Genomic DNA, 8,837 nt, shown 5'->3' with positions numbered 1-8,837 from the left:
CGATTTGATAAACTGGCACGCAATTATAAATCTATGATTCGTATAGCCTGTATATTTATTTGGTGCAAAGCCAAATGAGGACACACCCTAGAAATTTAAAATCCAGTTTGTATGTTTTTTGGTAAATCTGTGTTATAAAAAATAAAACGGCATAAAAATTGCTTATAAAACGGGATTTTCTATTAAGGGGGGTAACAATGAGATTATCAGTGGGCATAAAAATTGCGAACTCGCTGTCATTAACTCCACAATTACAGCAAGCAATTCGGCTATTACAACTTTCAAGTCTGGAATTGGAACAAGAAGTTCAGTTGCAACTTGATAGTAATCCTCTATTAGAAAAAGTTGAAGAGCAAATTACCCTTGAAAGCTTATCTACAATTGAATCAAATAATGAAAATCACGATCTAACCAATCAACTTAACGCCGATCATCTTCCTGATGACTTACCTGTAGATACCGATTGGGATGATGTTTATACCCATCAACCTACAAGTCTGGGGGCAGCCGAGTTCGAAGAGCGTGAAGATAATCGTCAAGGGCATCAGAGCCTGCAAGAATATATGCTAGAACAAATTAATCTGCTGAATTTTTCACAGGTTGATAAATTAATCGCTTATTGCATCGTCGATTCTTTGGACGACAAAGGTTTTTTAGATGCAGAGCTGAGTGAAATTACTGCATCAGTACAACATTTACTCTCTTCTATAGGGGCCGAAGAAGAAATTGAAGATGATGAGGTTGCCGTTGTATTAAAGCATATTCAACGTTTGGATCCGGTGGGTGTAGGTTCTAGAAGCTTGGCAGAATGCCTATTGGTTCAACTTGATAATTTACCTGCGTCAACGCCTTGCCGAAATGATGCGATCAAACTTCTGCAACATTATGAATTATTGATCACCAATGAGCTTCCTAAGCTGATCAAACAGACTGGCTTAAATCCAGAGCAGTTGCGTTGTGCCGTAGATTTGCTAAAAACATTAAAACCGCATCCTGGTCTGGAATTTGAAAACAAGGAATCGGATTATCAGGTGCCAGATGTCGTGGTGATGAAAAAGAATAACTGCTGGCAAGTCAATTTAAACTCGGATGTGCTGCCAAAGTTACGCGTCAATTCTTTTTATGCCAAAATGATTCGTCGTGCAGATCAAAGCGATGATAATCAGTACCTGCGTAATCAGATGCTGGAAGCGAAGAACTTCATTAAAAGTATCGATGAACGACATAAAACCTTATTGAAAGTCGCGACTTGTATTGTGGAACATCAAAAAATGTTCTTGGAAATTGGGGCAGAAGGCATGAAACCTTTGGTTTTAAGAGATATTGCCGAAGAAGTCGAATTGCATGAATCTACAGTTTCTCGCGTAACCACCAATAAATATATGCTGACCCCACGTGGATTGTTCGAGTTGAAATATTTCTTCTCGAGTCATGTCGGGACTACTTCAGGTGGTGAAGCATCTTCTACTGCTATCCGTGCCAAAATCAAAAAACTGATTTCCGAAGAAAATGCCCGCAAACCTTTGTCTGATAATGCAATTGCCAATATGTTAAAAGATGAAGGCATTGATGTGGCACGACGTACAGTGGCGAAATATCGTGAATCGTTACATATTCCTTCATCTTCTGAGCGAAAAGTCTTGATCTAAAATTTGAAATCTGGCTATTCTAGAGATTCATTATGACAACATAATGAATCTTTTTTTCTTTTGAGGAGCAGTAAAAGTGATTTGATTCAGGACTTAAAATACGGATACTTTATTTATAAGTTGCTGTATTTAAATTATTTTATATTGTGACTCTTCTAATCCTAACGAAGGTGAGGGATAGAACTATGCAAATAACAATTCGTGGACATCATTTATCGATTACGCCAGCTATTGAAGAAAGTATAAAAACCAAGTTTTCACAGATGACGAAGCACCTGGATCAGGTGAATAGTATGCAAGTGAAACTCTCAAAAGATCATCAAATTGATAAACGCTCTAGAAAGGGCAGTAGTAATCATATCGCAGAGGCTATTATTCGATTACCGGGCATTGAATTTTTTGCTCACGCCACCGCAGATGATATGTATACCTCAATTAAAATATTAACCGAAAAACTCAAACGGCAGATTGATCGATACCGGGAAATGCATTTACAGCAGCATCCTTTAGCCCTATAAAGGACAAATGATGAAAAAGAGGTTTTAAAAGCCTCTTTTTTTTATATATATAATGTATGGATCCATGAATTATTTTTGCTATTTATAGTAAAATGGCTCGTTTTACACCCTTAGTCCTATAAGAGGTCTTGTGATGAATAATGAACAGCTCGCTGAAATTTTAGAAGCCGCTTTTCCAGAGGCGGATGTTGCTGTGAGTGGTCAGGGCGGAAAATTTGATCTCCGTATTGTGGATGATCAATTTGAAGGTAAGCGTCCAGTTGCACGCCAACAAGCTGTTTATGCTCCTCTCAATGCCCATATTGCCAGTGGTGCAGTTCACGCAGTAACAATTCGCGCGATGACAAAAGAAGAATGGCGCAAAGCAAGCTTATTTGGAGCTTAATCATTTAATGGATAAATTTTTAATTCAGGGCGGTATCAAGCTCGAAGGTGAAGTGCGCATTTCTGGTGCAAAGAATGCAGCACTTCCATTATTGGCAGCAATGATTCTTGCTGATACCCCGATTACGCTCAGAAATGTTCCTAATTTAAAAGATGTCAATACGCTGGTGAAGCTGATTGCTGGTCTTGGGATCACCATGACTTATGAAGGCGATACGGTTGTTGCTGATACATCGACATTAGATAACCAGTTCGCACCATATGAACTCGTAAAAACTATGCGTGCTTCTATTTTGGTGCTTGGTCCATTGTTGGCGCGCTATGGTAGTGCAAAAGTGTCTTTGCCTGGCGGTTGTGCGATTGGTTCCCGTCCTGTCGATCAGCATTTGAAAGCTTTAGAGGCTTTAGGTGCCGAGATTGAAGTCGAAGCCGGTTATGTACATGCCAAAGTCGATGGTCGCCTCAAAGGTGGCGAAGTCGTTTTTGATATGGTGACTGTAGGTGGTACGGAAAATATTTTGATGGCTGCCGTGTTGGCCGATGGTGTGACCACGATTCGCAATGCAGCACGTGAACCTGAGATCACTGATCTTGCGCAAATGCTGATCAAGATGGGCGCCAAGATTGAAGGTCTGGATACCGACACTTTAATTGTGACCGGTGTCGAACGTCTGCATGGCTGTGAATATGCTGTGGTTGCTGACCGGATTGAAACCGGTTCATATCTGGCAGCAGCAGCGATCACTGGCGGTCGTATCAAAACCACGCATACTGATCCGTCCCTGATGGAAGCGGTGCTGGACAAGTTTGAAGAAATGGGCGCAGAAGTGACTCGTGGTGACGACTGGATTGAACTGGATATGCTGGGTAAACGTCCGAAAGCTGTCAGCTTCCAAACCTTACCACATCCAGAATTTCCAACCGATATGCAAGCCCAGATTATGGCTGTGAATGCCATTGCTCAAGGCTTTGCGACAATTTCTGAAACGATTTTTGAAAACCGTTTCATGCATGTTCCTGAATTGGCACGTATGGGTGCCAATATTCAGGTAGAAGGTAATGATGCTGTGGTAACGGGTGTAGAAAAACTTTCTGCCGCACCCGTAATGGCAACAGATTTACGTGCTTCGTTCTCTTTGGTGCTGGCAGCACTTGCCGCTGAAGGTGAAACGCTGATTGACCGCATTTATCATATTGACCGCGGTTATGAAGATGTAGAAGCAAAGTTACAAAGTTTAGGTGCCCAAATTAAGCGAGTAAATTAATGAGCGATATGAGAAACGATGATCCAAACTTTGACGTAATGGGCAATTTTGATCATGGTTTAACTTTGGCATTAAGTAAGGGGCGTATCTTAAAAGAGACTTTACCTTTGCTAGAAACAGCAGGGATTAATCTTTTAGAAGATCCTGATAAATCTCGTAAATTGATTTTCCCGACCACGCATAAACAGGTTCGTATTCTAATTTTACGTGCTTCAGATGTACCGACTTATGTTGAAAATGGTGCAGCCGATATTGGCGTGGCCGGTAAAGATGTATTGATGGAACATGGTGCACAAAATGTCTATGAACCATTGGACCTGAAAATTGCGGTATGTAAATTGATGACCGCCGGTAAGGTGGGGATGCTACGTCCTAAAGGTCGCTTAAAAATTGCGACCAAGTACGTGAATTTGACCCGTCAATACTATGCCAGCCTGGGTGAGCAAGTGGATGTGATCAAGCTGTATGGCTCCATGGAACTTGCACCATTAGTTGGTCTGGGCGATTACATCGTCGATGTCGTAGATACAGGCAATACCTTGCGTGCCAATGGTTTAGAGCCACTTGAAGAAATCTGCAAAGTGTCTTCGCGTTTAATCGTGAATAAAGCCAGCTTCAAGCGTAAGCAAGCGTTGTTAAATCCGATTCTGGCACAGCTTGAAAAAGCTGTGGAAGAACGTGAAAAGGCCAAACAAGCTTAAATTTGTTGCATAAAAATACCGTCCTCTTAGGGCGGTTTTTTTATTCGATTGAACATAAATACGATGTAAATTCTTTCATCAATTTTACCAAAAGTTATTTCCAATAAAACTCATAGGGCTAGAGCACTATAGCTGCCGACAAAAGTCTGGAAAACAGGTAAACTAAAGCCTTCGAATTCAAACCTGATGGGTAAATTGATGCGACGTTTATCGACCCAAGATCAAAACTTCAAGCAAGCATTTGCTGACTTGTTGGCTTTTGAAACTGTTAATGATCCTGAACTTTTAAAAACTGTAGACCAAATTATTGCTGATGTTCGTCAACATGGTGATGCTCAAGTTCTTAAACTCACTCAACAGTTCGATCGACATCCGGCACATCAATTTTCAGATTTAGAGTTAAGCCAAGAGCAACTACAAGCTGCCTTTGAGGGCTTAACAACTGAAGTGCGCGAAGCTTTGGAGCTTGCTGCAGTACGCGTGCGTGAGTTTCATCAGGTACAAAAACAGGATGGCTGGACCTACGTCGATGCTTTAGGAAATACACTCGGTCAGAAAGTGACTCCACTGGATCGTGTCGGGATTTATGTACCGGGTGGTCTGGCGTCTTATCCATCTTCTGTATTGATGAATGCAGTGCCTGCACATGTGGCGGGTGTTCCTGAAATTATTATGGTAGTGCCTGCGCCGAATGGTGATTTAAACCCATTGGTACTGGCGGCTGCATATCTGGCAGGCGTAACGCGTGTCTTTACAATTGGTGGCGCGCAAGCGGTTGCGGCATTGGCTTACGGTACAGAAACTGTCCCAGCAGTAGATAAAATTACCGGCCCAGGCAACCGTTTTGTTGCTGCGGCAAAACGTGCGGTGTTCGGTCAGGTCGGTATCGACATGATTGCAGGACCTTCTGAAATTTTGGTCTATGCCGAAGGCCAAAATAATGCTGAATGGTTGGCGATGGATTTACTTTCGCAAGCTGAACATGACACTGTGGCACAAGCCATTTTCATCACACCAGATGAACAGTTGCTAAATGCCGTTGAACAGGCAATAGAAATGCATCTGGCAACATTGCCAAAGGCAGAAATTGCCCGTACTTCGATTGCCAATCGTGGTGCTTTGGTGCTCGTAAAAGACCGTCAAGAAGCATCAGATTTGATTAATCAGGTGGCACCTGAGCATTTGATGTTATGTTTAGATGATGCAGAAGCAATGTCTGACAGCATTCGTCATGCAGGTGCGATCTTTATGGGTCGTTATACGCCTGAAGCCATTGGTGATTACTGTGCTGGTCCAAACCACGTCTTGCCGACTTCAGGTACTGCGCGTTTTTCATCGCCACTTGGTGTCTATGATTTCCAGAAGCGCTCAAGCCTGATTATGTGCTCACAAGAAGGTGTAAAAACTTTAGCAAAAACTGCGGATATCTTGGCGCAACAGGAAAACCTAGATGCACATGCACGTTCTGCACGTTATCGTTATCAACCATAAATAGCATTACCACCTCTCCCTGACCCTCTCTTAAAAGGAGAGGAGAATTTAAACCACAAAAATCTTGTGTCTTTATTAATGAAAATTCCTCTCTTGCGCCATATATGGCTCAGGGAGAGGTTAGGAGAGGGTTTAAAGAGAATACAAAATGAATATCACAACAGAACAAATGCGTTTTTGGAGTCCTGAAGTACGTGAATTAGAACCGTATACGCCAGGCGAACAACCGAAAATCCAGAATATTTTAAAACTTAATACCAATGAAAATCCGTATCCACCATCACCCAAAGTGGTAGAAGCGGTTCAAAAGGTACTTGCGAATTCGGCGGATGTGTTGCGTCTCTATCCAGACCCGGATGCATCAGAGCTAAAACAGGCGATCGCTAAACAGCAAAATGTACCTGTAGACACTGTCTTTGTCGGCAATGGCTCAGACGAAGTCTTGGCACATATCTTTAAGGCTTTTTTTGTTCAAAAACAGCCTCTGCTTTATCCAGATATTACCTATAGTTTCTATCCGGTTTATAGTCAGTTTTTTGGCGTCAAAACCAAAATCTTGCCACTCAATGATGACTTTGAAATTGTTGTGGATGACTATAAACAAGCTAATGGCGGCATTATTATTACTAATCCTAATGCGCCAACCAGTATTGCATTGGGCTTGTCTGCAATTGAAGAAATTCTTCAAGTCAATCCCAACTCGGTGGTGGTGATTGATGAAGCCTATGTCGACTTCGGTGCCGAATCAGCAGTCAAGCTGGTTGATAAATATGAAAATTTAGTGATATGTCAAACTACATCGAAGTCACGTTCTCTTGCTGGTCTGCGAGTGGGTTTTGCGATTGCTCAGCCACATTTGATTGCAGCACTTGAAGCAGTCAAAAACAGCTTTAACTCTTATCCGATGGACCGTTTTGCGATTGCTGCAGCGGTCGCTTCATTTGAAGATCAGGCCTACTTTGAAGCACAGAATCAGAAAGTTATTGCCAGCCGTGAAAAGTTGGTCTCCCAATTAAATGAGCTTGATTTTAAAGTTTTACCATCGAGTGCTAACTTTATTTTTGCCTCATTGCCATCTAAGGATGCGGGCGAACTTGCAAGTGAGTTGCGTGAACGTGGCATTATCGTGCGTTATTTTAACAAGCCACGTATTAACCAGTTTCTACGGATTACTATTGGTACAGATGAGCAAAACCAGCGTTTAGTCGATACGCTAAAAAATGAGATTTTGGTGTGATTAAAATCCCTCCTAAGCTTCTCTTTGAAAAGGGAGGAGTTCTCTCTTTGAGTAAAGCAAGGTTAGGGTGGATTTGTAGAAAAAAGCGAATCAAATGATTCGCTTTTTTATTTATTCAGGCTGATACCACGTATTTAACAGATTCAGCATCGCTGAAACCTTATCAAAGCATTCCTGATATTCCGCATCACAATCCGAAGAAATGGTAATACCACCACCCGCCCATAAAGAAACATCTTCTTGATATTTTTGGATGGAACGAATCAGAATGTTCCAGGAACCGGTACCATCAAAATTAAAATAACCCATTGATCCACAATAAGCCCCACGTGCTGCACCTTCCAATTCAGCAATAATCTGCATGGCACGAATTTTAGGCGCACCCGTAATTGAGCCACCTGGTAGGGCTGACATTAACACCTTGAAAGGATTGATATCTGCTTTTAGGGTCGCTTCAACTTCGCTCACCATATGATGCACTTGATTAAAACTTTCGATATTAAATAATTTGGGTGTTTTAACCGAGCCTGTTTCCGCATAAATACTTAAATCATTACGTAATAAATCCACAATCATGACATTTTCTGCTTGATCTTTTTCCGATGCTTTTAAGATTTGTTTAGATTGTTCATCCAGCACGGGATCTGTATAGCGTGGCATGGTGCCTTTAATTGGTTTAGTGATAATTTTCCGATTTTTTTCAAAGTCAATAAATAACTCGGGTGAGCAACTGAGTAATTCAAAATCACCAATACGCAAATAACCGGCATAGGGCGCTTCGGTTAATGTCCAGAATGCTTGGGCAGTTGCTAAGAGGGAGCCTTGGGCACGACCTTTAAACTCTTGGGTCAGATTAATCTGATAGCAGTCACCTGCAACAATATAGTCCTGAATTTTCTGAAAAGCCTGAGTATAAACAGATTTAGTCCAGCGTGAGATACAAGGATTTTTTAAATGAAATGTCGAGTGAATTTTATCTTGATTAAGTAAGTTCTGAATATGATTGTAAAGCTGTTCTGCTTGTGGATCATCACTATAGAACATCCAGCCATCAGGGGTTGGTTTAATGTAGGAAGGAAATTGACCAATAAATAAACTAGGTTGAGGGTGGTCTGGATACTGAATATATTGTTGAGCCGCATAATCGTAGCCGATAAAACCGACATAACCTCCACGAAAGCCATTCTCTTGAGGAGTTTTTAATGCATCGATTGCTAAATTAAACTCAGATGGTCTGGGCTGATAGTGTTCAATCCCTGTTCTTTTAAAAGACTGAATTTGTGATGTCTGGGCAATAAAATATTCTTGAGCGCAGCAGGCAATAAAAGGCTGACCATTATTATTTAAATATACCAGATGATCCAATGTCTTCAATGCGGATAATAGATCTGCAACCAGACGAGATTCAAATTTTAAAGGGCGATGATAGAGAGCTTCGGTCATTCAGTTATGGAGAATTCAATATGACTCACTATTTTATATCAAGAAGTCAGGAAAATATTTTTAAATCATGAAATACCGTTTATCGGTAAGCGACAGATTGCGACCAACAACAGTTGATCAAAAATTGACTCGACGCTAATTTAGGTGGG

The 8,837-nt window shown here is 41.3% G+C and carries 8 protein-coding genes; 7 read left to right on the top strand and 1 reads right to left on the bottom strand.

Translation table 11 applies throughout. The annotated features are described in order from the left end of the window. Positions 1-197 precede the first annotated feature (197 nt). From NI468_RS13755 to hisC, 7 genes are all read left to right on the top strand, one after another. Positions 198-1,649, top strand: a complete 1,452-nt coding sequence (locus NI468_RS13755; protein ID WP_253102323.1) for an RNA polymerase factor sigma-54 — start codon at positions 198-200, stop codon at positions 1,647-1,649. Positions 1,650-1,834: 185 nt separating this feature from the next. Further along, positions 1,835-2,167 (top strand): ribosome hibernation-promoting factor, HPF/YfiA family, encoded by a 333-nt coding sequence (gene hpf, locus NI468_RS13750; protein ID WP_004730744.1) that lies wholly within the window; start codon positions 1,835-1,837, stop codon positions 2,165-2,167. 133 nt (positions 2,168-2,300) lie between these two features. Then, on the top strand, positions 2,301-2,552 hold the full coding sequence (gene ibaG, locus NI468_RS13745) for a BolA family iron metabolism protein IbaG (protein WP_004730742.1): 252 nt from the start codon (positions 2,301-2,303) through the stop codon (positions 2,550-2,552). Positions 2,553-2,559: 7 nt separating this feature from the next. Further along, the gene (murA, locus tag NI468_RS13740; protein ID WP_004279150.1) at positions 2,560-3,816 is read left to right on the top strand and encodes a UDP-N-acetylglucosamine 1-carboxyvinyltransferase; all 1,257 of its coding nucleotides are present in this window, start codon (positions 2,560-2,562) and stop codon (positions 3,814-3,816) included. Then, positions 3,816-4,517 (top strand): ATP phosphoribosyltransferase, encoded by a 702-nt coding sequence (gene hisG / locus NI468_RS13735; protein WP_004730740.1) that lies wholly within the window; start codon positions 3,816-3,818, stop codon positions 4,515-4,517. Before murA ends, hisG begins: the two co-directional genes overlap by 1 nt. Positions 4,518-4,703: 186 nt before the next feature. Beyond that, positions 4,704-6,008, top strand: a complete 1,305-nt coding sequence (gene hisD / locus NI468_RS13730) for a histidinol dehydrogenase (protein ID WP_253102322.1) — start codon at positions 4,704-4,706, stop codon at positions 6,006-6,008. 148 nt (positions 6,009-6,156) lie between these two features. Beyond that, on the top strand, positions 6,157-7,245 hold the full coding sequence (hisC, locus tag NI468_RS13725) for a histidinol-phosphate transaminase (protein ID WP_253102320.1): 1,089 nt from the start codon (positions 6,157-6,159) through the stop codon (positions 7,243-7,245). 111 nt (positions 7,246-7,356) lie between these two features. On the opposite strand, the gene NI468_RS13720 is transcribed toward hisC, so the two are convergent. Then, a complete protein-coding gene (locus NI468_RS13720; RefSeq protein WP_253102318.1) occupies positions 7,357-8,688 on the bottom strand; it encodes an anthranilate synthase component I family protein in 1,332 nt (443 codons plus the stop codon). Positions 8,689-8,837 lie beyond the last annotated feature (149 nt).

This window comes from Acinetobacter lwoffii, assembly GCF_024129355.1.
Taxonomy (GTDB): domain Bacteria; phylum Pseudomonadota; class Gammaproteobacteria; order Pseudomonadales; family Moraxellaceae; genus Acinetobacter; species Acinetobacter lwoffii_I.
Note: the sequence above shows the minus strand (reverse complement) of the source record. Positions and strands in the feature narration are given on the sequence as shown.

Excerpts from the sequence above, each read along its gene's own strand:
- hisG (WP_004730740.1), top strand. The coding sequence starts at position 3,816 with ATGAGCGATATGAGAAACGATGATCCAAACTTTGACGTAATGGGCAAT.
- hisC (WP_253102320.1), top strand. The coding sequence starts at position 6,157 with ATGAATATCACAACAGAACAAATGCGTTTTTGGAGTCCTGAAGTACGT.
- hisD (WP_253102322.1), top strand. The coding sequence starts at position 4,704 with ATGGGTAAATTGATGCGACGTTTATCGACCCAAGATCAAAACTTCAAG.
- ibaG (WP_004730742.1), top strand. The coding sequence starts at position 2,301 with ATGAATAATGAACAGCTCGCTGAAATTTTAGAAGCCGCTTTTCCAGAG.
- NI468_RS13720 (WP_253102318.1), bottom strand. The coding sequence starts at position 8,688 with ATGACCGAAGCTCTCTATCATCGCCCTTTAAAATTTGAATCTCGTCTG.
- hpf (WP_004730744.1), top strand. The coding sequence starts at position 1,835 with ATGCAAATAACAATTCGTGGACATCATTTATCGATTACGCCAGCTATT.
- NI468_RS13755 (WP_253102323.1), top strand. The coding sequence starts at position 198 with ATGAGATTATCAGTGGGCATAAAAATTGCGAACTCGCTGTCATTAACT.
- murA (WP_004279150.1), top strand. The coding sequence starts at position 2,560 with ATGGATAAATTTTTAATTCAGGGCGGTATCAAGCTCGAAGGTGAAGTG.